The sequence below is a fragment of the Plantibacter sp. ME-Dv--P-122b genome (assembly GCF_030209375.1).
Lineage (GTDB): Bacteria > Actinomycetota > Actinomycetes > Actinomycetales > Microbacteriaceae > Plantibacter.
In genome coordinates this window covers 75,690-100,336 of the sequence record NZ_JARVSC010000006.1, presented here as the reverse complement: position 1 = coordinate 100,336, position 24,647 = coordinate 75,690, and the positions used below count along the sequence as shown (strand labels likewise).

Annotated in this window: 23 protein-coding genes and 1 tRNA gene; 5 read left to right on the top strand and 19 right to left on the bottom strand. The window is 69.9% G+C overall.

The window, feature by feature from the left end; all coding sequences use genetic code 11:
* Nucleotides 1-80: 80 nt before the first annotated feature.
* Complete coding sequence (locus QRN19_RS13325; RefSeq protein WP_285027433.1) at nt 81-1,427, top strand: winged helix-turn-helix domain-containing protein; 1,347 nt, start codon at nt 81-83, stop codon at nt 1,425-1,427.
* A gap of 38 nt (nt 1,428-1,465) precedes the next feature.
* The gene (locus QRN19_RS13320; RefSeq protein WP_285027432.1) at nt 1,466-2,920 is read left to right on the top strand and encodes a zinc ribbon domain-containing protein; all 1,455 of its coding nucleotides are present in this window, start codon (nt 1,466-1,468) and stop codon (nt 2,918-2,920) included.
* An 81-nt stretch (nt 2,921-3,001) separates the two neighbouring features.
* Here the strand turns inward: QRN19_RS13320 and QRN19_RS13315 are convergent, their stop codons facing one another.
* The 6 genes from QRN19_RS13315 to QRN19_RS13290 form a co-directional block, all read right to left on the bottom strand.
* The gene (locus tag QRN19_RS13315) at nt 3,002-3,886 is read right to left on the bottom strand and encodes a M48 family metalloprotease (protein WP_285027431.1); all 885 of its coding nucleotides are present in this window, start codon (nt 3,884-3,886) and stop codon (nt 3,002-3,004) included.
* 19 nt (nt 3,887-3,905) lie between these two features.
* Nucleotides 3,906-4,472, bottom strand: a complete 567-nt coding sequence (locus QRN19_RS13310; protein ID WP_064296457.1) for a LemA family protein — start codon at nt 4,470-4,472, stop codon at nt 3,906-3,908.
* 134 nt (nt 4,473-4,606) lie between these two features.
* Nucleotides 4,607-5,917 carry a D-arabinono-1,4-lactone oxidase gene (locus QRN19_RS13305; protein ID WP_285027430.1) on the bottom strand — a complete coding sequence of 437 codons (1,311 nt, stop codon included), beginning with the start codon at nt 5,915-5,917 and terminating at the stop codon, nt 4,607-4,609.
* Complete coding sequence (locus tag QRN19_RS13300; RefSeq protein ID WP_285027428.1) at nt 5,917-7,161, bottom strand: alanine racemase; 1,245 nt, start codon at nt 7,159-7,161, stop codon at nt 5,917-5,919. Before QRN19_RS13300 ends, QRN19_RS13305 begins: the two co-directional genes overlap by 1 nt.
* Entirely contained in the window at nt 7,161-8,417 is a 1,257-nt protein-coding gene (locus QRN19_RS13295) for an MFS transporter (protein WP_285027427.1), read from the bottom strand. Before QRN19_RS13295 ends, QRN19_RS13300 begins: the two co-directional genes overlap by 1 nt.
* Nucleotides 8,414-9,043, bottom strand: coding sequence for a TetR/AcrR family transcriptional regulator (locus QRN19_RS13290; RefSeq protein WP_285027425.1), 630 nt, complete (start codon nt 9,041-9,043; stop codon nt 8,414-8,416). Before QRN19_RS13290 ends, QRN19_RS13295 begins: the two co-directional genes overlap by 4 nt.
* Before the next feature lie 197 nt (nt 9,044-9,240).
* Here QRN19_RS13290 and QRN19_RS13285 point away from each other — a divergent pair, with 197 nt between their 5' ends.
* Nucleotides 9,241-11,436, top strand: coding sequence for an Ig-like domain-containing protein (locus tag QRN19_RS13285; RefSeq protein WP_285027424.1), 2,196 nt, complete (start codon nt 9,241-9,243; stop codon nt 11,434-11,436).
* Between the two features lie 41 nt (nt 11,437-11,477).
* On the opposite strand, the gene QRN19_RS13280 is transcribed toward QRN19_RS13285, so the two are convergent.
* The 3 genes from QRN19_RS13280 to QRN19_RS13270 form a co-directional block, all read right to left on the bottom strand.
* Nucleotides 11,478-11,789: a rhodanese-like domain-containing protein gene (locus QRN19_RS13280; protein WP_064296463.1), complete on the bottom strand. Its 312-nt coding sequence runs from the start codon at nt 11,787-11,789 to the stop codon at nt 11,478-11,480.
* Nucleotides 11,790-12,064: 275 nt separating this feature from the next.
* Nucleotides 12,065-12,319: a hypothetical protein gene (locus tag QRN19_RS13275; RefSeq protein ID WP_285027422.1), complete on the bottom strand. Its 255-nt coding sequence runs from the start codon at nt 12,317-12,319 to the stop codon at nt 12,065-12,067.
* A gap of 96 nt (nt 12,320-12,415) precedes the next feature.
* Nucleotides 12,416-12,631, bottom strand: coding sequence for a histone-like nucleoid-structuring protein Lsr2 (locus tag QRN19_RS13270; RefSeq protein ID WP_285027421.1), 216 nt, complete (start codon nt 12,629-12,631; stop codon nt 12,416-12,418).
* A gap of 62 nt (nt 12,632-12,693) precedes the next feature.
* Here QRN19_RS13270 and QRN19_RS13265 point away from each other — a divergent pair, with 62 nt between their 5' ends.
* Entirely contained in the window at nt 12,694-13,380 is a 687-nt protein-coding gene (locus QRN19_RS13265) for a HEAT repeat domain-containing protein (protein WP_285027419.1), read from the top strand.
* A gap of 84 nt (nt 13,381-13,464) precedes the next feature.
* Entirely contained in the window at nt 13,465-13,920 is a 456-nt protein-coding gene (locus tag QRN19_RS13260) for a hypothetical protein (RefSeq protein ID WP_285027418.1), read from the top strand.
* 87 nt (nt 13,921-14,007) lie between these two features.
* Here QRN19_RS13260 and QRN19_RS13255 read toward each other — a convergent pair.
* The 10 genes from QRN19_RS13255 to QRN19_RS13210 all read right to left on the bottom strand — a co-directional run bounded on the left by QRN19_RS13255 (nt 14,008) and on the right by QRN19_RS13210 (nt 24,583).
* Nucleotides 14,008-14,081: transfer RNA gene (locus tag QRN19_RS13255), tRNA-Leu, on the bottom strand.
* Nucleotides 14,082-14,185: 104 nt separating this feature from the next.
* A complete protein-coding gene (locus tag QRN19_RS13250; protein WP_085510466.1) occupies nt 14,186-15,736 on the bottom strand; it encodes an NAD(P)/FAD-dependent oxidoreductase in 1,551 nt (516 codons plus the stop codon).
* 66 nt (nt 15,737-15,802) lie between these two features.
* Nucleotides 15,803-17,041 carry a S8 family serine peptidase gene (locus QRN19_RS13245; RefSeq protein WP_285027417.1) on the bottom strand — a complete coding sequence of 413 codons (1,239 nt, stop codon included), beginning with the start codon at nt 17,039-17,041 and terminating at the stop codon, nt 15,803-15,805.
* A 104-nt stretch (nt 17,042-17,145) separates the two neighbouring features.
* Complete coding sequence (locus tag QRN19_RS13240) at nt 17,146-17,667, bottom strand: DUF501 domain-containing protein (RefSeq protein WP_085510464.1); 522 nt, start codon at nt 17,665-17,667, stop codon at nt 17,146-17,148.
* Nucleotides 17,668-17,705: 38 nt separating this feature from the next.
* Nucleotides 17,706-18,467 carry a septum formation initiator family protein gene (locus tag QRN19_RS13235; RefSeq protein WP_285027416.1) on the bottom strand — a complete coding sequence of 254 codons (762 nt, stop codon included), beginning with the start codon at nt 18,465-18,467 and terminating at the stop codon, nt 17,706-17,708.
* Between the two features lie 89 nt (nt 18,468-18,556).
* Entirely contained in the window at nt 18,557-19,837 is a 1,281-nt protein-coding gene (eno, locus tag QRN19_RS13230; protein WP_085510462.1) for a phosphopyruvate hydratase, read from the bottom strand.
* Between the two features lie 116 nt (nt 19,838-19,953).
* A complete protein-coding gene (locus tag QRN19_RS13225) occupies nt 19,954-20,952 on the bottom strand; it encodes an endonuclease/exonuclease/phosphatase family protein (RefSeq protein WP_285027414.1) in 999 nt (332 codons plus the stop codon).
* Nucleotides 20,953-21,098: 146 nt separating this feature from the next.
* Nucleotides 21,099-22,406, bottom strand: coding sequence for a histidine--tRNA ligase (gene hisS, locus QRN19_RS13220; protein ID WP_285027413.1), 1,308 nt, complete (start codon nt 22,404-22,406; stop codon nt 21,099-21,101).
* Nucleotides 22,407-22,466: 60 nt separating this feature from the next.
* Nucleotides 22,467-23,135, bottom strand: coding sequence for a nucleoside triphosphate pyrophosphohydrolase (locus QRN19_RS13215; RefSeq protein ID WP_350224038.1), 669 nt, complete (start codon nt 23,133-23,135; stop codon nt 22,467-22,469).
* Nucleotides 23,132-24,583 (bottom strand): aldehyde dehydrogenase family protein, encoded by a 1,452-nt coding sequence (locus tag QRN19_RS13210; RefSeq protein WP_285027412.1) that lies wholly within the window; start codon nt 24,581-24,583, stop codon nt 23,132-23,134. Before QRN19_RS13210 ends, QRN19_RS13215 begins: the two co-directional genes overlap by 4 nt.
* Nucleotides 24,584-24,647: the final 64 nt, after the last annotated feature.

Here is a 24,647-nt window from a genome sequence, read left to right as displayed (position 1 = left end):
GAGCGCATGCGGACTCCGGTGGGCGGCGTCGCTTCCGCCGGGCTACGGCGGGTGTCCGACGCCGGTGCTAGCGTCGGGCCGTGTCAGCTTCTCTCACCCCCGCCCTCGCCCGACGGATCGCGCTCGGTGCGCAAGGGTTCGGCGCCCCGCAGCGCACGACCCCGGCGGGTACCCGCACCCTGCGATCGACGATCGATCGCCTGGGTCTCCTGCAGATCGACTCCGTCAACGTGTTCGAGCGCAGTCACTACCTGCCGCTGTTCGCGAGGCTCGGCGGGTACGACAAGACGCTCCTCGATCGCCTGACCCTCGGAGCCGACGCACCGTACCGCGAGTACTGGGCGCATGAGGCGGCCTTCATCCCCCGCGACTCGTGGCCGTTGTTCCGGTGGCGGATGCACGCGCACCGCGCGAAGCAGGCCGGCGACGAGACCTCCTGGGCGAGCCAGAACACGGAGATGTTGGATTGGGTGCGAGCGCTCCTGCGCGTCGAGGGGCCACTGAAGGCGAGCGAGATCGAGCACGATGCGAACGTCCGACGCGGACCCTGGTGGGGATGGTCCGATGTGAAACGGGCGTTGGAGGTGCTGTTCCTCTATGGCGAGGTGGTCACGGCCGGTCGCGACCGGTTCGAGCGCCGGTACGCCCTGGCCGAGCACGTGCTGCCGCAGCACCTCCTCGACCTCGACGTCGCCCGGCCCGACGCGATCCGTGCGCTCGTCGAGCAGGCAGCGGCAGCGCAGGGCGTCGCGACCGTCGCCGACCTCGCGGACTACTTCCGGATCAAGCCGCAGACCGCGGTCCGCCGAGCGGTCGACGAGCTCGTGGACGCCGGTGTCCTCGAACCCGTGACCGTGGCCGGCTGGGACCGACGCGGCGGGCCGCAGGAGGCGTGGTTGCACCGCGACGCCCGACGGCCACGACGGATCGAGGGGGCCGCGCTCCTCAGCCCGTTCGACCCCGTCGTCTGGTTCCGCGAACGCGCCCTGCGCATGTTCGGACTCCACTACCGGATCGAGATCTACACGCCGGAGCCCAAGCGCGTCTACGGCTACTACGTGCTGCCGGTGCTCATCGACGGCGAGATCGTCGCGCGCGTCGATCTCAAGAGCGACCGTCAGGCCGGGGTCCTGCGGGTCCAGTCCGCGTGGTTCGAGCGTGGACACCAGGATGGCGTCGCCAGAGGGCTTCGTCCCGTCGCCGATGACGCGATCGCGGGACGCCTCGCGGAGCTCCTCGACCAGACGGCCCGCTGGCAAGGACTCGACGCGGTGGTCGTCGTCGGCCGCGGGACGTTGGCGGCGCCCCTCGCGCACGCGGTCGGCACCCGGCTCCTCCCCGGCTCACCCGCACTGGAGATGGGTACTACTCCCCATGCCCAGCAGGCGCAATCACTCTCAGGGGATGCACACCGACTGCTAAGTTGATGAGCACCTTCATGGTCCGAAACGAGGGGAACCCGCCCATGAGCAACGACGACACCACACCACAGCAACCAGGCCGACCGAACCCGGGCGAGCAGCCGAACCAGCCGTCCCAGGGCGACCAGCAGCCCTCGTACCAGCAGGGTCAGCAGCAGCCCAACCCGTACCAGTCCGGCCAGCAGCAGACGCCGAACCCGTACCAGCAGGGCCAGCACAACCCGTACCAGTCCGGCCAGCAGCAGACCCCGAACCAGGCGCCCCCGGCTCCCTACGGTCAGCAGCAGACCGGTCAGCAGCCCGGCGCCCAGAACCCGTACCAGCAGGGCCAGCAGCCCAACGGCCAGTACGCGACGGCGCAGAACCCGTACGCGACCGGCACCCCGAAGCAGCCGATGGACCCGAAGCAGAAGAAGCGGATCATCCTGTGGTCGTCGATCGCCGGTGGGGCACTCGTGCTCATCGCCGCCGCCGCCATCACCGTCGGCGTGCTGAACAACACGGCGTTCGGCCCGCAGGCGAAGGTCGAGGAATACCTCAAGGCCATCGCCGCCGGTGACGCGAAGCTCGCGACGAGCCTCGTCGCCCCGGACCCCTCGATCGTCGGCAGCACCGACGACGAGTCCGCAGAGCCCGAGGCCACACCGGACCCGTCCGCGTCGGCCGATCCCGATGCCGAGGCGGCAGCCCCCGAACCCGTCAAGCCGACCGCGCTGCTCACCAACGAGGTCCTCAAGGGCGCCGACGAGCGCATCAAGAACCCCGAGGTCGGCCGGGTCTACAACCGCAACGGCGAGGCGCGCGTGCAGGTCACGTACGAACTCGGTGGCAAGAAGTACGAGGACTCGGTCACGCTCGAGAGCGAAGGCAAGCAGTTCCTGTTCTTCGACCAGTGGAAGCTCGCGAGCTCCCTCGTCGGCAGCATCAACGTCTACACCGGTCTCGGTGGCACGGCGTTCAGCGTCAACGGCGTGAACTTCGACGGCGCGTCCGACGAGAGCCTGTTCGCCTACCCGGCCGTCTACACGGTCGCTCCGCCGGAGAGCAAGTTCCTGCAGGGCGATGCCCAGACCATCACGCTGAGCTCGTACAGCGCCGGCGAGGGTTCCGCCTTCATCGACATCGACGTGACCGCCACCGAGGCGCTCACGACGGAGGTCACGAAGCAGGTCGTCGCGATGATCGAGAAGTGCCTCGAGGCCACCACGCTCGACACCACCTGTGGTGTCATGCCGGACTGGCAGCAGAAGCAGTTCACGAGTGTCGGCCCGGTGACCTGGACGCTCACCTCTCCCCCGACCGTCGAGGTCGATGAGAGCGGCTCCTACTTCTACACCTCGGACGGCCGGATCGACGGCTCGTTCGACGCCTCCTGGTACGGCAGCGCCGTGGCGGGTCAGCAGGTGTGGGACACGTACCTGAACTTCCCCGGCAAGATCACGATCGACGCCGACGACAAGGTCACGGTGACGTTCGACTCCGACGAGCAGACCGAGTAGCGGTCCTCGCCTGAACGCCGAATGGGGCGGCACCTTCCGGGTGCCGCCCCATTCGTGTGTCCGGGACCGGGAGGCTCTCGCCTAGAAGCCGCCGCCGATGGTGCTCAGACGCTTGATCCGTTCGACGAGCGGCGGGTGCGTGCTGAACAAGCGGGCGACCGCACCCGGCTTCAACGGATCGGAGATCCAGAGGTGCGCCATGGACGAGTTCTGCTTGGCCATCGGTCGGCCGTACGCGGCGAGCTTCCCCAGTGCGCTCGCGAGCGCTTCCGGGTGACGGGTCGTGAGAGCGCCCGTCGCGTCGGCGAGGTACTCACGCTGCCGCGAGATGGACAGCTGGACGAGCGTCGCGAGCAGCGGTGCCACGAGCATCGCCACGATGCCGATGATGAGCATGACGGGGTTACCGCCGTTGTTGTTGTTCCGGTTGCCGCCACCCCAGATCGTCATCCGGAGGAGCATGTCTGAGAGGAACCCGATCGCGACGACGAGGCCGAAGACGACCATGGACACCCGGATGTCGTAGTTGCGGACGTGGCCCAGTTCGTGGGCCATGACCCCCTCCAGCTCGGCGTCGTTGAGGATCTCGAGGAGGCCGGTCGTCGCGGCCACCATCGCGTGCTGGGGGTCGCGACCAGTCGCGAAGGCGTTGGGCGCCGGGTCGGCGATGAGGTACACCTCGGGCATCGGCGTCCCGGTGGTGATCGCGAGGTTCTCGACGATGCGGTACAGCCTCGGGTTGTCGGCCAGCTCGATCCGCTGCGCACCGGTCATCGCGATGGCCTGCCGCCCGGCGAAGAAGTACTGGATCACCGCGTACACGACGGCCACGATGAGCACCACGATCGTGATCGTCAGGTTCTGGTAGAGATACCCCGCGAGCCAACCGAGCCCGCCGATGATGACGAGGAAGACGACGAAGATCAGGACCGTGTTGAGCTTGTTCCTGGCGATGGCGCGGTACATGGGACTGCGCTACCGCACGTCAGAACTGGACGCGCGGCGGTTCGGCGATCGCCGCGTTGTCGGTGACCTCGAAGAAGTCGTGCTCCGAGAACCCGAGGCCCTTGGCGAACAGGTTGTTCGGGAACACCTTGACCTTGGTGTTCAGCTCTCGGACACCACCGTTGTAGAAGCGGCGCGACGCCTGGATCTTGTCCTCGGTGTCGACGATCTCGGACTGGAGCTGGAGGAAGTTCTGGCTGGCCTGCAGCTGCGGGTAGGCCTCCGCGACGGCGAAGATGCTCTTGAGCGCCTGCTGCATGTGCGTCTCGGCCTCACTCACGGCCGCCGGCCCCTGGGCGGTGAGCGTCTCGGCGCGAGCCTTCGTCACGTTCTCGAAGACGGCCTTCTCATGTGCCGCATACCCCTTGACCGCCTCGATGAGGTTCGGGATGAGGTCGGCGCGCCGCTTCAGCTGGACGGTGATGTCGCTCCACGCTTCCTCGACCCGCACGTTCAGCGTCACGAGCGAGTTGTACGTCACCCAGAAGTAGATGCCGACGATGACGACCAGGGCGACGACGATGAGGACTGGGATCAGCCATTCCATGAGGATGGGCTCCTTGTGAGTCGATGGAGAGCGGGTCCGCTCATTCTACCTGCGACCCGCCGGTCCCCTTGGGGAGTTCGGAGGAAGCACGCAGCAGGCGTGCAGCGCGGGCGCACCGGACACCCGGCGGGCGCTCATTCGCCGAGGACGCGGGCGAGGTACGGGTTCCCGAACAAGCGGCCGGGGTCGAGGCGGTCGCGAAGACGGACGAACTCGTCGAAGCGAGGATAGGCGCCACGCAGGGACGACGCGTCACGGCCGTGCAGTTTGCCCCAGTGGGGCCGACCGCCGAACTCGATCATGATCGCCTCGACGGCGCGGAAGTACTCCCCCGGGTCCTCACGGAAGAAGCGGTGCACGGCGACGTATCCGGTCGCTCGACCTGATGCTGTGGAGAGCCACAGCTCGTCGGCCGCTGCGACCCGGACCTCGATGGGGAAGGAGATGCGCCACCCCCGCTCCTCGATGAGTGCGCGGATCCGGGCGAACGCGGTCGGGAGGTGCTGGAGCGGCACCGCGTACTCCATCTCCACGAACCGCACCGTGCGACTCGTGGTGAACACGCGCGTCGACCGATCGGTGAACTCACGATCGCCGACGAGGCGGTCCGCGAGCCGGTTCACGCGCGGGACGATGGCCGGCGCGACGACGCCCGTGTTGCAGAGGACCCGGTAGACCCCGTTGGCGAGGAGCGTGTCGTCGACCCACTTCGCGACCGCGCGGAGTGGCCTGATGGGCGTGTCACCCGGCAGTCGGTGGTTCGTCTTGGTCAGGGCGGTCGCGGTGTGTGGGAACCAGTAGAACTCGAAGTGGTCGACGGCGGTGGCGCGGTCGAGCAGCTCGGGCAGCAGCTCGTCGAGCGGCTCCGGCCGCTCCACCGCGTGCAGCACGAACGCCGGGACGCACTGCAGCGTGACCTCGACGAGGATCCCGAGCGCTCCGAGCCCGAGCGCCAGTGCCGGGAGGAGCCCTGGCTCCTGCTCGGCGTCCGACGTCAGCAGCTCGCCGTCCGCCGTCACCATCGTCACCCCGACGACCTGTGTCGCGATGCCGCCGAACGCCGCCCCGGTCCCGTGCGTGCCGGTGGAGATCGCGCCGGCGACGGACTGCCGATCGATGTCGCCGAGGTTCGGCATGGCGAGACCGAACGGTTCGAGGAGGCGCGGGATGTCATGGAGGCGCGTGCCGGCGCGGAGGGTCACGCGGCTGCGTTCCCGATCGACCCGGACCAGACCGCTCAGGGCGTCGAGCTCGAGCAGCACCCCGGGCGCCACGGCGATGCCGGTGAAGCTGTGTCCGGCGCCGACCGCCTTGATCGGGAGGCCCGCTCCGGCCGCGGCGCGCACGAGGCGCTGCACCGCACCGACCGTGTCGGGCCGCTCGACCCGCACGGGCCACGCCCGCTCGGTCCGCGCCCAGTTCGTCCACGCTGTCGTCGTTCCCATCAGACGAACCCCTGCCCTTCGCCGCGGTACGTTGGTAGGACGGCTTCCACCCCGTCGTCCCCGACCACGTGGAACGCGTCCACCCGTTCGCTGAGCTCCCCGGACTTCGTGTGCCGCAACCAGACGCGGTCACCGAGCCGGAGCGACGCCGCCGCAGCCCCGGAGACCGGCGTCTGCACCTCGCCGGCCATCTCCCGCGGGAGCATCTCGAGGCCCTCCGGCCACGCGATGAGCGGGAGGCGGTCGAGCCCCGGCGGACCGGAGGCGACCCATCCGCCGCCGAGGATCGTCGCGAGCTCCGGCGACGGCTTCCGGACGACCGACAGACCGAACGCCGCGGCCGGTGCCGGGGTGAACGCCCGGTAGTGGTCGAAGAGGTGTCCGCCGAAGACGCCACTCCCCGCGGCGATCTCGGTCACCGAGTCGTCGGACGCGGTGAGCTCCAGGGATCCCGTCCCGCCGCCGTTGACGAACTCCAGCTCCGCGACCGCTCGGACCTCCGCGACCACGGCGGCACGACGTTCCCGGAGTTCGGCCCACGAGCGTCGCTGGATCGCGCGGAGCGCAGCCGACCACGCCGGTCGACCCGCGAGGTCGTCCCCCTGCCCGGCGATCTGCGCCTCATAGGCCATGATCCCGACCAGGCTGAAACCGGGTCGGGCGACGACCGCCTCCGCGAGAGCCCGGACCTCGTCCGGCGTGCGCAGGGGCGAGCGGCGGACACCGACGTGGCCGAGGGCGGGCGCGCGGAACGAGGCGTCGAGCTCGATGCACACGCGGATGCGTGCGCGTCGCTCCGGAGGCGTCACCGCGTCGACGAGATCGAGGTGGTCGAGGGAGTCGATCATGAGGGTGATCCGCGAGGCCGCCCGTTCGTCGGCTGCCAGCCGCGCGATGGCGCCCCGTTCCGCCGTCGGGTAGCCGACCACGATGTCGTCCACCGTCTCGGACAACCAGAGCGCCTCGGACAGGGAGTAGGCCAGCACGCCGGCGTACCCGGGTTGTCTGAGGAGCGCGTCGATCACCGCTCGGACGCGGATGGACTTGCTGGCGACGCGGATCGGTTTCCCCGCGGCCCGTCGGAGCATGTCGTGCGTGTTGTGGCGGAGGGCTCCGAGATGCAGGACGGCGACGGGCGAGTCGACGTCCGAGACGGCCCGCTCGATACCACCCCAGTACCGTCTCGGGTCGAGCCAGGACATCGGGTCGGACACCCGGCCGCCGGCGGTCAGTTCGATGCTCATCAGCGCACTCCTCGTACTCGGGTGACAGCGACCGCCCCTGCGACGGCGCAGGCCGCGGAGACGAGGTAGAGGCCGGCGAATCCGCCGAGCCAGGCGACGAGGCAGGCGCCGATGAGCGGAGCGGCCGCCTGCGGCACCGCCTGGGCGATGTTCATGATGCCGAGATCCTTGCCGTGCGATGCCGGGTCCGGCAGGACCTGCGTCGCGAGCGCCTGGTCGACCGACATGAAGCACCCGTAGCCGAGCCCGATGAGCGCCGCCGACACGAACCCCATCGGCAGCGAGGGCCAGATCGCGAGCAGGAGTGCGGCGAGCGCTTGTGAGGCGGAGGCCGCGACGACGAAGACGCGTCGTCGCCCGACCCGATCGGACAGTCGCCCGAGCAGGATCGAGGCCCCCACGACGAACACCGTGTAGACGACCGTGACCAGCAGGAGGTCGGTCTCGGCGTCGGCGTCCCCCAGCCCGAACAGCAGGAAGTAGAACAGCAGCGAGGTGCTGAAGGCGTTGCCGAGGTTCACGAGGACGCGGCTGAGCATGGTCCAGGCGAAGTCGGGGTGCCGTCGCGGTGAGATCCAGAGGCTCTCCAGGAGCGCGCGCACGGTGAGTGGCGCGGGTCGATCCCCCGTCGGGAGTGGATCCGGCAGTCGCAGGAACGGCACGACGAGCACGATGAGGAGGACGGCGAGCGCCAGGTATCCCACGACCATCCGGGTGCCGAGCAGGAGCAGGAGGGCGATGCCGAGGATGACCCCGACGGCCTGCGGAGCGGAGATCCACCCCGAGACGAAGCCGCGCTGTCCGACGGGCACCTGATCGGAGATGGTCGCTGTGAGTGCCGCTCCCAGGATGCAGAAGCCGATGATGGCGAGGCACCAGCAGACGCCGATGCCGACGATACCGGTCTGGAGTCCGAGGAGGACGAGCCCCAGGGCGAAGACGAGCGCACCGCCCGCGATCCACGGGCGGCGTCTCCCGAACCGCGACCGTGTGCGGTCGGACAGGGCGCCCGTCAGGGGATACACGACGATGGAGCAGAGTCCGGCCGCCCCGGCGACGACACCGAAGGCGACGACGCTGTCCACCCAGTGCTCGGGAGCGAGCGTCGCGTCGATCTGCGCGGGCAGGAGGAGCTGCAGCGGGGCGAGCTGGGCCATCCAGACGCCCAGCCAGGCGACCGCGAAGGCGGCGACCCAGCGCCCGGTGACCCGACGGTCGGCCGGGTGGTCGACTGCTGCGGTGCCGAGGCCGCTCATCTCGGCCCCGGTTCGGCGAGGGTTGCGACGAGGTGCGCCACCGTCGCGACGAGTCGCCGGGCTTCGGCATCGTCGCGTCGTACCAGCCAGCCGAGTGTCAGGCCGTCGGTGAAGGCGATGACCGTCCGTGCGATCTCGTCGACAGGCTGCGTCCAGGTGCTGCCGCTGACCGTGGCCGCGAGCGCGAGCGCCTCACGCGCGAGCTCCTCGTACCGTCGGTACTGCTCGAGCGCGAGGTGCTCGAGGCCCGGCGTCCGCATCGCGTAAGCGCTGAGTTCCTGCATCGCGGCCTCGCGGGCGGGATCGGCGCGGAGGAGGTCGACGTAGCGTTCGAGGCCGGCACGGACGACGGCCTCGAGGGTGGGCGGATGCTCCTGACCGGTCTCCTCGTCTGTCAGCAGCTCGCCGACGTCGAGGACGACGCGTTCATGCTCGACGACGTGTGCGACCAGTTCGGCGAGGAGTTCGTCGCGGGAGGCGAAGGCGTAGTGGAAGCTGGCGAGCGACATCCCGGCCTCGGCCACGATGGCCCTGGTCGTGGCGGCGGCGACGCCCTCGCCCGCGACGACGCGGAGGGCGGCGCTGATCAGCTCGGCTCGTCGGTCGACGACGGAGATCCTCGGCATCGCAACCCTTCCCGGGGCGCCTGCGGGTCGTGCCGCTCCATCGCGGTCGACTCGACTGGGACGGATGACCCAGTCGAGCCAGTATGGCCGACCGCCCATCGCAGCGCACCTGTCGCGACGGTTTTCCCGTGCGGATCGGCCGAGAATGTGACCCGATCTGGCGCGGGAGGTTGACTTCCCGCGGCGATCTTGGGGGAATGGAGACGGTGACCGGGGAACACGCGCACGCAGGAACAGGAGTCCGATCGAATCGCTCGATCGGACGCGTCGCGATCCTCCTCGCCGTCTTCCTCTCGGCCGGACTCTGGGCGACGACCGTCGCTGGCCCTGCACATGCGACGCCCGAGCCGCTCCCCATTCCGAGCGACAGCGCTGCGGCACCGACTCCACCACCACTCGACGGGCCGACCATCACGAGTCCCGGCTCCGGTTCCTTCATCGGCAGCGGCAGCACCACGGTCACCGGGACGAAGGACGCCGGCACGGGTGTCCAGCTGCAGGTCGGCGACGGTCTTGAGCCGGTCTGCATCCTGCCGCAGGACGACAGCACCGACTGGTCCTGCTCGATCGACCTGCCCGACGGCGGCGGACTGCTCATCACCGCCGTGGAGGTCGGCGGTCCGGAGACGCTCTCCGCGCAGATCTCCGTGTCCGCGCTCGGCCCACCCACCATCACCGAGGGGACGCCGAGCAACGGTGGCGTCCGCGGGACCGCCTACCCCGGGGCGACGGTGACCGTCCGCGCCGATTCCGGTGCCACCTGCAGTTTCGCGGCGGACAGCTCCGGAAGCTGGTTCTGCGTGCTGGGCGAGCCGCTGCCGACCGGCGACCTCTCCGTGACAGCGACGCAACAGGCGTCGTTCAGCGGCGATCAGCGCTCCGACGCGTCCGCCCCGGTCGTGCTCACCATCGACCGCGACGCTCCTGCCCCGCCGGTGATGTCCTCGCCGACGGCGGGACAGGCGATGCCGATGTCGGCGGCGAACTATGCCGGCACCGGCGAGGAGGGCGCGACCGTCACCGTCTTCGCCGACTCGACATCGGTCTGCACGGCGGTCGTCACCGGCGGCGCCTGGAGTTGCTCGGGCGGTGGCGTGCCGGCGGGTGCGCACGTCGTCCTCGCGATCCAGCAGGATGCCGCGGGCAACACGAGCGGGGCGAGTACGGCGATCACCCTGACGTTCGGCGATGCGTCGGCCGTGCCCGGCACACCGGCGCCGTCCGCCTCCCCATCGCCCTCCGACGGCACCGAACCCGCGCCCGCCCCGGGGAAGCCCGCTCCCGGAACGCAGCAGCCGACCCCGTCGCCGAGCGGCGAACCCGCACCAGGCGCCGCTCCGCCCACCGGTGGTGGCGGCCTCTGGTCGGGGACGACGCCGTTCACGCAGACCCTCGCCTCCACGATCGACGGCCGCGGCCAGCCGGTCTGGTGGCTCGCCGCCCTCCTCGCCCTCGCTGCGGTGGCGCTCATCGCGATCCCGGCCCGACTGCTCGCGACCTCCATCGCCCCCTGGCGCGCCACGATCGCCGACCGTCGTCGTGCAGCGGTGACCGGGCGCAACCGACCGAGGGACGAGTTCGAGCGGGGCCCGTCGGTCCCGCTCCCGAGTCGCACGGCGATGGCCGTCGTCACCGCCGTGCTCGCGGCAGGCATCCTCATGTTCGCGCACCCCGTGAGCGGTCAGCCGGCGTATCTCCGGCTGTGGTTCGCCTCGCTCATCGCCGTGGTCGCGATCAACGTCGTGGGCCTCCTCGCGCAGCTCGTCGTCGCCCGCCGAGCCGGGCTGGGGTCGATGCGCGTGAGCGTGCGTGTCGGCGGACTGGTGTCGGTCGGCATCGTCACCGCGCTCTCACGCATCCTGGCCCTGCAGCCGGCGCTGCTCTTCGCGCTGCTGACCGACCTCCGGCCGACGCGGCGACCCGAAACGCATGAAGCCGACTCGTCAGCCGCGGCGGAGACCGATTCCGACGCCATCACGCCGCGTACCGCGGGCTGCCTCGCGTTGGCCCGGATCGCTGCGGCCGCCGGGCTCGGTTCGATCGCCTGGCTCGTGTCGGCGCTGGCCGGCGAGCCGAGCGGCGGCGTGGGCGCGATGTTGGTCGAGGCCGTGAACCTGACCGCGATCGCAGGGATCGGATCCGCGTCGATCGCGCTCCTCCCCCTCGGGCCGCTCGGTGGACGCACCATCCTCGCCTGGTCGAGGCCGGTGTGGCTCGGCAGCGCGTTCGTGGGCTTCACGCTGTTGTTCGGACTCCTGGGCCCGACGGCGACGGTTCCGGGAGCGGGTGACACGCTCGTCGGACTCCTGCTGGGGTCGCTCGCGTTCGCGGCAGTCGGTGCTGGGACGTGGGCCTGGCACCGTCACCTCCGGCCGCTCATCGACACGCGCTGAGCGACGGTCGAACGGTCGGCGGCCGGTTGGCCGATCAGGCCTCAGCCTGCGTCGGCGGGACGCTCGACGGGCAGGCCGCTGGCAGCCCACTCGGAGATGCCCCCGGTGACGTTCACGGCGTCGTAGCCCTGCTGCTCGAGGTAACCCGTGACCCGCGCGCTGCGTCCACCGGAGTGGCACATGACGTACACGGTCTCCTCGCGGGGCACCTCGTCGAGGTGGTCGAGGAAGGATGACATCGGCAGGTGCCGGGCACCGGGCACGCTGGCGACGGCGACCTCGTCGGCTTCGCGGACGTCGATGATGACGGCCTGCTCGAGCTTGCTCAGTTCGGTTGGGGTGATCTCCTGCATCGCTTCAGCCTACCGTCGAGGACGTTCGGCCGGGCCGGAAGATGCGGCGGGCAAGCGTGAGGGCGAGGTAACCCGAATACCTCGCCCTCACTTGAGGCGTCTAGCAACCGGTCGACCAAGAAGCTTGCGGCTTCCGGGACCGGCTCACGGGTGACGCCCCCACCTCGAAGGTAGCGGACTGGAGGCACCTTGCGTGACGCAACACCGACGTGTCGCGTTCGCGTCATCCGTTTTATGCGCCCTATTCAGGGGTCAACGCCCGAGGCATCGTTGTCTCAGTGCGCGCTGTCGGGATCGCGAGGGATGTGGAGCTCACCTGGGTCGACATCGACGTCGCCGGTGTCGTCCGGACCACCGGTCCCGGGGGCGACGTTGATCATGCCGGAGGCGATGTCGGGATCGCGGACGACGGGCTGCCCATCGTCCTGCTTGGCCGCCGTCTCCGCCTCGCTGGAGGGGCTGTAGGTGCGGTCCTTGCTCGTCTGGTCGTCGTCGTTCAGTGCGTGGTCGTGGTCGCTCGGAGTACTCATGCTGAGCACGCTAGTCGCGCTCCCATGCCCGACAGGGACCCTTGCAGGATCGAGACGAACGTGCAGACGGGTACAGCGCGCCGTGCGGGCGTCAGCTCAGTGCAGGCGGCGGAGCGACGCCGACGCGATGACGGGTCGTGCGGCCTCGACGTACGACGCCAGCGTCTCGCGGAGTGCCGCCGCGTTGTCGTCGGTCAGGTCGATCTCGTAGTTCTCGCCGTCGATGCCGAACCGGACCGTCTCCCCCAGCCCGCGTGGGATGTCGGAACCGTCGAGGTCGTCGACGAGCGTCGTGAGCGTGCGGGTAGCCATGCGTCCATCCTTCCATGTGAACAGCGGTGCGACGGAGACTCGAGGCACCATATGCTCACGTCATGAAGGACGCGACGAAGTGGGACGCGACATTGCGAAACGTCCCTCGCACTGCGTGGCCCCAGCTCCTCGGGGAGCACTCCGGACTACCCGGTCCACGAGCGAACCTCAGTCTCCTGGAGGCGCTGCTCCCCCAAGCGGATGAGGCCGATGCCCGCACGCTCCTCGATGACGGCGGTGAATATCAGGCGATGTGCGCTGCGGCCATCCTCGGGAGCCGTGCCGAACGGCCCGAGCCCGAGGGCATCGCCCGCGAGCTGGCCGCGGATGCCCGCTGGCGGGTCCGCGAAGGAGTGGCCATCGGTCTGCAGCATCTCGGAGACAGGAACGCAGCAGCGCTCACCAACGTCGCTCGCGGATGGGCTGCAGACGCGTCGCCGCTCGTGCAACGCGCTGCCGTCGCAGGGATCTGTGAGCCACGACTGCTCCACGACCCGGCTGTCGCAGCGGCGGCCATCGAGGTGTGCCAGATGACGACAGCGTTCCTGGCCGCGTTGCCGCCAGAACGAAACCGACAGCAAGACGCCAGAACGCTCCGACAGACACTCGGGTACTGCTGGAGCGTCGCGGTGGCTGCCCGACCCGGAACGGGCCTGCCCGCGTTCCGCGAGCTCGACGAGCGGCACCCCGATGTCGCGTGGATCATCCGGGAGAACCGACGGAAGGCGCGCCTGACGTCGTTGCTCTGAACGCCGCTCGGTCACCGCCATCGGCCCACGAGGTCGGCGAAGCGCTCGACGAGGGGCGAGCGTGGTCGGAGCTATCCTCCGAGCATGGGGTTTTCCTTGTGGGGTCTGGTCGTCGGAGTCGCGGTCCTGGCACCGAACCTCGTGCTGTGGTGGATCCCACCGAGCGTCGCCATCCCCACCACGCGGGCACCTCGTCCGCTGATCTGGCTCGAACGTGCAGGTCAAGCGTTGTGCCTGGTGGTCCCGACCATCACCGCAGCGGGAGTTCTCAGGTGGGGGTGGGCGATCCCGGCGCTCGTCGCGTTGGCGGGGTACTACGCGATGTGGGGTCGGTATCTGCTCGGCGGTCGCGACGGGACCATGCTGTACCAGCGCTGGTGGTGGGTGCCGATTCCGATGGCAGTCCTCCCGGTCGTGGTGTTCTTCTGTGCTGCAGCGTGGTTGAGCAACCCGTGGATCGCCGTCGCGGCGGCAGTCCTCGCCGCGGGGCACCTCCCGGTGTCCGCGATGGCCGCGCCGTCCGGCCGAACCCGGCGGTGACCCGCTCGCACAACCCACGACCCGTGCATCCCATCAGGAAACGGGCCGATCCGGTGGGGGCGGCCTGGGTGGACGAGATCTTCGCGGTACCCCCGGTGGGGTTCGAACCCACACTGCGGCGATTTTAAGTCGCCTGCCTCTGCCAGTTGGGCTACGGGGGCGTGCACCTCATCGTATCGAGGCGTCGAACGCCGAGAGGCGCATGCCCCGGCGAACCGGATGACATGCGCCTCTCGAGGAACGGAGCGCTGGGCTCCGGTCCGGACTACTTGTTCGCGCTGACTTCCTCAGCGGGCGTCGCGTACGCCTGCTCGTCGTCGGCACCGGTCGGGGCACCGGTACCAGCAGGAGCCTCGGCAGCGGGGGCCTCGGCGGCGGGCGCTGCGGCCTCGGCCGGGGCGGCCTTCGGCTTGCGCTTCACGGGAGCCTTGCGAGCCGGCTTCTCAGCCGCTGCGGGAGCAGCCGGAGCGGCTGCGGGGGCTGCAGCGTCTGCCGGGGGCTTCGGGCGCGACGCGAAGGTCTCGAAGGCCTCACGCGGCGTCTGCACGGCCGACAGCGAGACGATGTCGCGTCCCAGCCAGAAGTTGTTCCACCAGCCACCGAACACGCGGAACTTGCGCTCGAAGCTCGGCATGGCCAGGCCGTGGTATCCACGGTGCGCGAACCAGGCCGGGAGGCCCTTGATCGCGAGGTTGCCGGACTGGAAGACACCGACGCCGATGCCGAGACCGGCGACCGCACCCATGTTCTTGTGGAAGTAGTTCTTCGGCTCCTCGCCGCGGAGGACCGCGGTGATGTTCTTCGCGAGGAGCTTGCCCTGACGGACGGCGTGCTGAGCGTTCGGCACGCAGAATCCACCGACGCCACCACCGCTGAGGTCGGGCACGGCGGAGACGTCGCCGGCCGCCCAAGCACCCTCGACGATGTCGTCGTCGGTACCGACGCGGAGATCGGCGCGGGTCTTGATGCGACCGCGCTCCTCGACGGGGAGGTCGCCACCGCGGACGACGCCCGGGTTCGCCATGACGCCGGCGGTCCAGACGATGAGGTCGGACTCGAACGACTCACCGGTCGAAAGCTCGATCTTGCCGTCGACAGCCGACTGCAGCTGCGTGTCGAGGTGCACGAGCGCGCCGCGCTCGGCCAGGTTCTTGAGGACCCAGTGGCTCGTCTCGATCTTGACCTCGGGCATGATGCGTCCCATGGCCTCGATCAGGTGGAAGTGCGTGTCCTCGAAGGACAGCTGCGGGTAGAACTTCAGCAGCGAGCTCGCGAACGAACGCAGCTCGGCGAAGACCTCGATACCGGCGAAGCCGCCACCGACGACCGTGAAGGTCAGGAGACGGTCGCGCTCGGGCCCGGCCGGCAGGTTCGCGGCCTTGTCGAAGTTGGAGAGCACGCGGTCGCGGATCGCGACGGCCTCTTCGATGGTCTTGAGCCCGATCGCGGTGTCGGCGACACCGGGGATCGGGAAGGTGCGGGAGACGGCTCCGGCGGTGACGACGATGATGTCGTAGTCGACCTCCCAGGGCTCACCGACCTCGGGCGTGATGGTCGCCTTCTTCTCGGCGTGGTTGATGCCCGTGACCTTGGCGGTGATCACGTTGGTGTGCTTCAGGTGGCGACGCGGCGAGACGACCGCGTGACGCGGCTCGATGGAACCGGCGGCGACCTCCGGCAGGAAGGGCTGGTAGGTCATGTAGGGCAGCGGGTCGACCATGGTGACTTCGGCCTCACCACGACGAAGCTGCTTCTCGAGCTTCCATGCGGTGTAGAACCCGGCGTAACCACCACCGACGATCAGAATTTTGGGCACGGCGAACGATCTCCTACGTCAAGACGATTGGTTCAGATGAGTGTCTGAGAATATCGGAACAGGGTACTACTTCTGCAGCACCCGCTTGAAATGCCTGGTAGCGCCTATGACACCGAGCGTGACCAGGCTACCAGTTCCGAGGAGGAGCGCCAGTGGTAGTGACCCGTAGAGCAGGGTGCTCGGCGTCGGGAGGAACGGGTTGGCGCGCACCTCGACGGCCTCGTTCTCCGGAATCGCCGGGGGTACCGGCACCGGTGTCGGCGACGGCTGCTCGGCTCCCGGCTCGGGGTCGGGGACCTGCGGTGCCCGTCGGTAGAGCGTGATCCAGTCGGACAGCTGCTGCTCCGGCGAGGTCGTCGCCGGAGCGACGGAACCGCTGACCGCCTTTGCGGCGTCGATGAGACCTGCGCCGTAGATGGGGCTCTGCGCGGAGTCACCCACCTGCTTCGCCGTGGCCGTCACGCGTTTGATGGCGTCGGCGGCACTGAGCTCGGGCCAGGCGGAGCGGACGAGCGCCACGAGGCCGGAGACGATCGGTGCCGCCCCGCTCGTCCCCTGCCACTGCACGTAGGACCCGGCGGGCGTCACCCCGACGAGTTGCTCGCTCGGCGCTGCGACGGCGATCGTGATGCCCTGGCTCGAGGCGTCGAAGCTCGCCGACCCTTCGCGGTCCACACCGGCGACGGTCAGCACACCCGGGATCGTCGCTGGCGCACCGACCTCGACCGTCCCGCTCCCCCGGTTGCCCGCTGCAGCCACCACGACGACGTCGTGCGAGAACGCGTAGAGGAAGGCGTCGTCCCAGCTCGTCGGCCAGTCGAGGCTGTTGCGCGTCAGTGACATGTTGATGACGTCGGCACCGTTGTCCACGGCCCACCGGACGGCGGTCGCGATCTGGTCGTCCCAGGGGACGACGGCCGATCCGTCGGAGCCGAACCCGACCGAGACGGAGAGCAGGCGTGCCTCTGGCGCCACGCCGATGACCCCGGCACCGCCCGTGCGACCACGACCGGCGATCATCGAGGCGACCAACGTGCCGTGCTCGCTCCCCTCGGAGCCAACCGGTGTCCGGCCGTCGGGACTCCCGAGCCCGGAGACGTCGACGCCACCCGCGACCGCACCGGTCAACTCCGCCGGACCGCTCGCGATGCCGGTGTCGATCACGGCGACGGTGACACCGGCGCCCTTCGTCGTCTCCCACGCCGTCGTGAAGCCGTAGTCGCCGAGCCAGTACTGCATGTCGCGCACCGTGTCCGCCGACGCCGGGAGCGCCTGCGTCCCCACGAGCAGGAGCGTCAGGAGCACCGTGGACAGCGCCGAGAGCGCACCTCGGAGGCCGCGCGGACGACGACGGTCTCCGCGTCGCGGTCCGTCACTCCCCCGCAGGCGACCCCTGTCGCGTGGGGGGCCTATCCCTGCCCCGCCTGGCCGTCCGCGCATGCGCACACCTCGGGGCTCCAGCTCGCGCGGTCGAGCGCGAGGTCGCCGATGGGGTTGACGCCCGGACCAGCCGCGAGGGCGTGGCCGACGAGCGCGTGGAGGCACTTGACCCGCACCGGCATGCCGCCGGCGGAGATCCCGTCGATCTCGGCGACCTCGGCGATGGAGGTGCGGTCGGCGAGGTAGGACGTGTGTGCGGTGGCGTAGTCGGCACGGACCGCTTCGTCCTCGGCCAGGAGCTCGTTGTACTCGTTCATCACCTGCGTCGCCTCGAGCGAGGAGACTGCGGCCGTTGCCGCCGGGTGGGTCAGGTAGTAGAACGTGGGGAACGGCGTGCCGTCGGCGAGGCGAGGAGCGGTGGACACGACGGTCGGGGCGCCGCAGACACAGCGTGCCGCGATGCCGACGACGTTTCGGGCCGGGCGTCCCAGTTGAGCCGACACGATCTCGACGTCGCGCTCGGAGACAGGACCGAAAGGAGGGGTGCTCATGCTTCCATTATCGCCGGGTTCACCACTGCGTCCGGACGTCAGCCGCCGACGGGAGGCGTCGTCTGCGTGGGGGCGGGGGTATCGGTCGCGACCGGGGCCGGCGAGTAGCCGGTGGCGACGAGCGAGGACAGCAGGCCGTCGAGCCAGTCGGACTGCGAGTCGACGAGCGTGTCGCTCACGGGCGTCTCGGTGGTGGGCAGCGACGCCGGGTCGACGTCGTTGATGATGATGTAGCTGACCTCGCCGGGTAGGGCGTAGAACAGGCGGTCGCGTGCCTGTGTCATGACGTAGCTCTGGTCGTTCCAGCGTTCGCGTTCGGCCTGCTGCGCGTCCACCTGCTTCTGGGTGTCGGCGACACCGGCCTCCAGCGCGGCGATCTGCTGTCGCTGCTCGAGGAAGGTCTTGAGGTTCGGTGCGAGGACGACGACCCCGAGCACGAGGATGCCGAGGAGCAGGACGCTGAACCCGGACAGACGCAGACTCCGCAACCAGCCGCCGGCGTCCGACTGGCGTGCCGGGGCGGTCCGGGTCGAGCCGGTGCGCGAGCGCGGTGCGGAGGAACCGGCCGGTGCGGATCGCGGGGCCTTCGTGGTCGACCGTGGCGCGGGTGCTGCGGAGCGTGCGGGCTTCGCGGTGGCTCCCGCCGGACGCTTAGACGACGACGAGGCGCGCTTGGAGGAGGCCGCACCGGCACCCGACCGGGGCTTCGCCGCCGAGCGCTGCTTCGACGAGCCGGAGGACGAGGAGGACGCTGCGCCGCTGCTGGACGGCGTGGACTTCGATTCGCCGCCAGCCGGCATCGATGGCTTCTTCACAGGCGCCTCCCGCACACGACGAAGGCTCTCAGGGGTGCCGATCGGCACCCCTGAGAGCCTTCAGGTGACGATGCTTAGGCGGTGAACCGGGGGAAGGCGCTGCGGCCGGCGTAGACGGCTGCCTGGCCCAGCTCCTCTTCGATCCTCAGCAACTGATTGTACTTCGCGACCCGCTCGCTGCGCGCAGGCGCACCGGTCTTGATCTGGCCCGCGTTCGTGGCGACCGCGAGGTCGGCGATCGTGGTGTCCTCGGTCTCGCCGGAGCGGTGCGACAGGATCGTCGTGTAGCCGGAGCGCTGTGCGAGGGAGACCGCGTCGAGCGTCTCGGTGAGCGTCCCGATCTGGTTGACCTTGACGAGCAGCGAGTTCGCCGCACCCTTGGCGATGCCGTCGGCGAGACGCTTCGGGTTCGTGACGAACAGGTCGTCGCCGACGATCTGGACCTTGGAGCCGAGCTCGGGGGTGAGGTGGGCGTAGCCTGCCCAGTCGTCCTCGGCCAGCGGGTCCTCGATGGTGATGAGCGGGTAGTTCGCGACGAGGTCGGCGTAGTACGCGGTCATCTCGGTGCTGTTGAGCGCCTTGCCTTCGAACTGGTACGCGCCCTCCTTGTAGAACTCACTGGACGCGACGTCGAGGCCGAGCGCGATGTCGGTGCCGACCGTGAAGCCGGCCTTCTCGATGGCCTCGACGATGAAGTCGAGGGCTGCACGGTTGTGCTCGAAGTCGGGGGCGAAGCCACCCTCGTCGCCGAGGCCGGTCGCGAAGCCCTTCGACTTCAGCAGGCCCTTGAGCGTGTGGTACGTCTCGGTGCCCCAGCGGAGCGCCTCACGGAAGCTCGGAGCGCCGATCGGGAGGATCATGAACTCCTGGATGTCGACGCCGGTGTCGGCGTGCGAGCCGCCGTTGATGATGTTCATCATCGGGACCGGGAGGACGTGGGCGTTGGCGCCGCCGACGTAGCGGTAGAGCGACAGGTCTGCGGAGTCCGCAGCGGCACGGGCGACCGCGAGGCTCGCACCGAGGATCGCGTTCGCGCCCAGGCGGCTCTTGTTCTCGGTGCCGTCGAGCTCGATCATGGTGTGGTCGACGAGGCGCTGGTCGTCCGCCTCGATGCCCTCGAGTGCCGGGCCGATCTCGTCGAGGACGGCGTCGACCGCCTTCTCGACACCCTTGCCGAGGTAACGCGCGGCATCGCCGTCGCGCAGCTCGTACGCTTCGAACGCACCGGTCGATGCGCCGGACGGGACTGCTGCACGGCTGACCGTGCCGTCTTCCAGGAGCACCTCGACCTCGACGGTCGGGTTGCCTCGGGAGTCGAGAATTTCGCGAGCGCCTACTGCCTCGATGAGTGCCACTGATGTTCTCCTTGTGGGGATTGGGACGTGGGACGGGTACGACGGCCGCCCGCGCTCAGTCTAGTGACATCGGCTGAACGGGCGCAGAGCCGCCGATCGTCGCCCGAGGCGCGCGGTCAGCGGTCGAGCCGAAAGCTCGACACGATGCCGTGGTGGTCGCTGCCCTCGGCGTCGCCGACGGCGTTGTGGGTCGCGGTCATGCCGCGGACGAAGACGTGGTCGAGTCGCATGAGCGGTGTCCCGGCCGGCCAGGTGAGTCCGAAGCCGCCCTCGCTCTGATTGGGCTCCGACACCTCGCTCTGGAGCGCGGCGAGCGCCCGGTCGGAGGCGGAGGCGTTGAAGTCGCCCATGACGACGATCCGATCCCGGGTGTTCGCCGCGACGGTGTCGGCCAACTCCGCGAGCATCACGTCCCGTTCGGCGTGCGCACCCGGACGCGCGGAGTCGGCGTGGATCACGTAGACGCTCACTGCTCCGGACGGGGTGTCGACGACGGCGTTGATCGCCCGGTACCAGTCGAGGCCGAGCTTCAGCCCGACCGAGTCGGCGATCGGATAGCGGCTCCAGAGACCCACCGTCCCCGTGAGCACGGAGTACGGGTACCGCTCGTCGAGGGTCGCGGCGAGCGGTTCGCGGTCGTGGTCCTCGATCTCCTGGAGCGCGATGAGATCCGCACCACTGGATGCGAGAGAACCCGCGATGACCGCGGGATCGCCCTCCGGCCCGAGGTTCTGGCTGGCGACCGTGAGTGAGGCTTCTGCCGGGACCGCCGAGCGTGCGTCACCCATCGGGACGACGCCGGGGCCGAACAGGAAGGCCCAGACGAGCGTCGGTGCGAGGAGACCGATGACGGCTCCCGGGGTGCGCGCGACGAGGAGGACGAGGAAGAGCACGGGGAGCACGACCCACGTCCACGGCAAGGCGTTGTCCCAGACGAGCCCGAGCCCGAGGATGTCGGGGACGAGGGCGTGGGCCGCGATCAGCAGGGCGAGCGGGATACCGACCGCCAGCGCGAGCGTGGTCGCGCGGCGCCGCACGAGGCTCACCCGGCGGCGGGTGGGGACCGCCGACTCCGGCGCGCGCGGAGGGCGCGCTGCAGGGGCCATGACGCTCATCGGGGGAACCACATCTTCGATCGGGGGGGGGCAGAGCAGGCGGATCACTGGAGGGGTGCGATCCGGCCGAATGGTCCATCCTGCACCGACGAGCTGGGCACCGGCTCGGAAGCGCGCCGAGGAGTGCGAACCGGCTGCGGGAATCGTCAGCCGAGCGGCTTGAACTCGAGTGACTCGAGGGTCGAGTCGGCCGAGACGAACGCGAAGGCGCCGAAGCCGGCTGCCGACACGCGGTCGAGGAGGGCCTTGAGGTTCTTCACGCGCGCTTCGAGACGCACCCGACGCCCCTGGGCGACGAGCTTGGCCTTCAACGCCACCAGTGTCACGGGAGGCACGTCGCGGTCGTGCACGAGCACGACGGCATCCGCGGCCGCCCCCGCGGGGAGCTCGATGAGGTCGACGATGCGCTCGAAGCCGATCGAGAACCCGACCGCCGGCACGTCCTGGCCGAGGAAGCGCCCGATCATGCCGTCGTAGCGACCGCCGCCGCCGAGCGAGTACCCGAGGTCGGGGTGCGCGATCTCGAAGATGGCGCCCGTGTAGTACCCCATGCCCCGCACCAGGAAGGGGTCGAACACCAGCGGGTTCGCGAAAGGGTCCGCCGGTTGTCCCTGGAGGGAGGTGGCCGCGGCGACGGCCTTCCCGAGGGCGTCGAGCTCCGCGACGACGGCGTCGTCCGCACCGAGCGGCAGCGCCTTGCGGATCGCCCGCTCGCCGAAGGTGTTGAACTCCATCGTCTGCGGACGGGAGAAGAAGGCCTCGAGTGCATCGACGGCGGTGGCGTCGACACCGCGGTCGCGCAGTTCGGCTACCACGCCCTGCTGACCGATCTTGTCGAGCTTGTCGATCGTGATGAGCACCTGCGCGTGCTCATCGGCGGGGAAGCCCAGCGACTCGAGCATGCCGATGAGGAGTCGGCGGTCGTTGATCCGCACGCTGCAGCCGGTGATGCCGAGCTCGGCGAGGGCCCCGAGGGTCGCGACGATGAGCTCGGTCTCGGCGAGGTTCGACGACTCTCCGATGACGTCGATGTCGCACTGCACGAACTGGCGGTACCGGCCCTGCTGCGGCCGTTCGCCGCGCCAGACCGGAGCGATCTGGATCGAGCGGAACACCGGCGGGAGCTCGGCCCGGTGCGTCGCGTAGAACCGGGCGAGCGGCACCGTGAGGTCGAAGCGCAGGCCGAGGTCGGTGAGTTCGGTCTGGTTGTCCGCGGCGGCCACGATGGCCTCCGGGGTGAGCTTGCGCCGGAGGATGTTGAACGCCATCTTCTCGTTGTCGCCGCCGAGGCCGGAGTGCAGCCGGTCGTACTCCTCGACCACCGGCGTCTCGATCTCGTCGAAACCGTGTGCGGTGAAGACGCGACGGATGGTGCCCAGCGCGTGCTCCCGACGTGCCTTGTCGGCGGGGAGGAAATCGCGCATGCCGCGCGGCGGGTTCACTGGAGCTGCCATGCCTCAATTCTGGCATGGCGGGGAACGGGCACCGTGAGGCGACGCCCAGCGGCCCCTCACTCAGCCGGCGGTCGGGGAGGCCGCCGAGCGCTCGGCGTCCTGCACGCGCGCGCTCAACCGACGGACGGCACCCCGCAGCGCCCGCTCCGCGTCGAGCCCGCTCGCCCGTGCGGCGGCGACCACGGCGAGGAGCTGCTCCCCCAGGGCGTCCTCGTCGTCCACGACCTCGGCGTCGACCGTCGGGCCCACCCCGAGCGGCACCGCCCTGCCCAGCACCTTGTCGGCGAGGGCGAGCGACGGCATCCCCTGCGGGATCCCCTCGAGCGCGCTGCTGCGCTTCGCCTTCTCCTCGGCCTTCGCGGCGTTCCAGACGCGCACCACGTCCTCCGGGGTCGGCGCTGCTTCGTCGCCGAACACGTGTGGATGACGGTGGACCATCTTGCGGGTGACGGCCTCGGCGACGTCGTCGAAGTCGAAGGGTTCATCGGCGTCGCGGGAAGCGATCTCCGCGTGGAAGACGACCTGCCACAGGACGTCGCCGAGTTCCTCGACGAGTTCGTCGCGCGTCCCGGCCTCGACCGCTTCGACGAGCTCGTAGCTCTCTTCGATGAGGTACGGCACGAGCATCCCGTGGTCGATGCCCTGCGTCCAGACGCAGCGGTCGCGGATCTGCCGCATGGCGTCGACGAGGCGTTCACCGGAGGTGTCGCCGACGGGCTCGCTGCTCACCGACGGGCTCCCCACGGGCGGCGGTCGTCGGTGCTGCCGGTCCTCGAGATCAGTCGCGCGATCCGGTCGCGCGCTTCGGTGAAGGGCGGGTAGACGAGCGACAGCGTGTCCGGGGACAGCGGCTTGGAGAACACCGCCTTCGCGTGACTGAACGTGTCGAAGGAATGGCGACCGTGATACGCGCCCATCCCGCTGGCCCCGACGCCGCCGAACGGCAGACCCGGCACGAGGAGGTGCGCGGCCGGCACACCGAACGCCAACGCGCCCGAGGAGGTGTCGCGCGTGAACCGCTTCCGCGTGGCGCGGTCGTCGCTGAAGACGTAGAGCGCGAGCGGCTTCTCCCCCGCACGGATGTGTGCGATGGCCTGTTCGAGCCCGGACACGTGGAGGATCGGCAGGATCGGACCGAAGATCTCCTCCTGCATGATCGACGCCGAAGCGTCGACGCCGTTCACGACCGTCGGGGCGATGTACCGCTCCGAGGCGTCGACCCCGCCGCCGAGGACCGGTTCGAGACCATCGAGCAGACCGCTGACCCGAGCGAAGTGCTTGTCGGAGATGATGCGGCCGTAGTCGGCACTGTCGGCGGGGTCCGGGCCGTAGAGCGCCGCGATCGCGTCGCGCAGGTACGGGACGAGCCGATCGGCGACCGAGCGCGTCGCGAGCAGGTAGTCGGGGGCGACACAGGTCTGGCCGGCGTTCATGAGCTTGCCCCAGACGATCCGGCGGGCCGCGTCCGCGAGGTCCACGGTGTCGTCGACGTAGACCGGTGACTTCCCGCCGAGTTCCAGGGTGATCGGGGTCAGATGCTCCGCCGCGGCCCGGGCGATGACCTTGCCCACGGCGGCGCCACCCGTGTAGAAGATGTGGTCGAACCGCTCGGCGAGGAGGGCGGTGGCGACCTCCGCATCGCCCTCGACCACCGCGACGGCACGGTCGTCGAGGTACTCCGGGAGGAGGCGCGCGAGTGCGGCGCTCGTGGCGGGTGCGAGTTCGCTCGGCTTCAGCAGGACGGCGTCACCCGCGGCCAGCGCCCCGATGACGGGACCGATGCAGAGCTGGACGGGATAGTTCCATGGACCGATGACGAGGACGACGCCGATGGGTTCCGCCACGACCGTTGCCGACGCCGGGGCGAGAGTGAGCGGCACCGCGACGCGTCGGGGCCGCACCCAACGCTTCAGATGCTTCAGCGTGTGATCGATCTCGCCGACGAGGAGGCCGATCTCGGTGATCTGCGCCTCGGTGCCGCGCTTGCCCAGGTCGGTCGCCAGCGCCCGCTCGAGCTCGCCGCCGCGTTCGAGGAGCAGTTGCTTCAGCGCACGGAGCTGGCGGAGCCGCCAGGCCACGGGCTTGGTGGTGCCGCGGTCGAAGGTCTGTCGGAGCCGGGCCACGGCGTCGGACACGACCACCTTCGGCTCCTGCTTCGTCCGGATGCTGGTCGCCATGGGTTCCTCCGACTCGACGGGATCGTGGGCACCAGCATACGTCCGTCCGCAGACCGACGGCCCG